Genomic DNA, 280 nt, shown 5'->3' with positions numbered 1-280 from the left:
CGCAGGCGCACCATGGCGGTGAGGATCTCGGCGATGCCGGCCTTGTCGTCGGCGCCCAGCAGCGTTTTGCCATCGGTGGTGATCAGCGTCTGCCCCAGCATCTGGTGCAGGATCGGGAACATCACCGGCGACAGCACTTCATCACCGATGCCGAGCGCAATGTCGCCGCCGCGATAGTTCTCGACGATCTGCGGATTGACGTGTTTGCCGCTGAAATCCGGCGAAGTATCCAGATGGGCGATAAAACCGACCGCCGGCACCGGCCAGGCGACGTTACCCG

The 280-nt window shown here is 63.6% G+C and carries 1 protein-coding gene; it reads right to left on the bottom strand.

Annotation, left to right across the window (positions count from 1 at the left end):
• Positions 1–280, bottom strand: a 280-nt coding sequence (locus tag P8629_RS11685; protein WP_278166299.1) for a hypothetical protein, incomplete at both ends; no start/stop codon positions are given.

The organism is Hydrogenovibrio sp. 3SP14C1 (genome assembly GCF_029625905.1).
Classification (GTDB): domain Bacteria; phylum Pseudomonadota; class Gammaproteobacteria; order Thiomicrospirales; family Thiomicrospiraceae; genus Hydrogenovibrio.
Note: the sequence above shows the minus strand (reverse complement) of the source record. Positions and strands in the feature narration are given on the sequence as shown.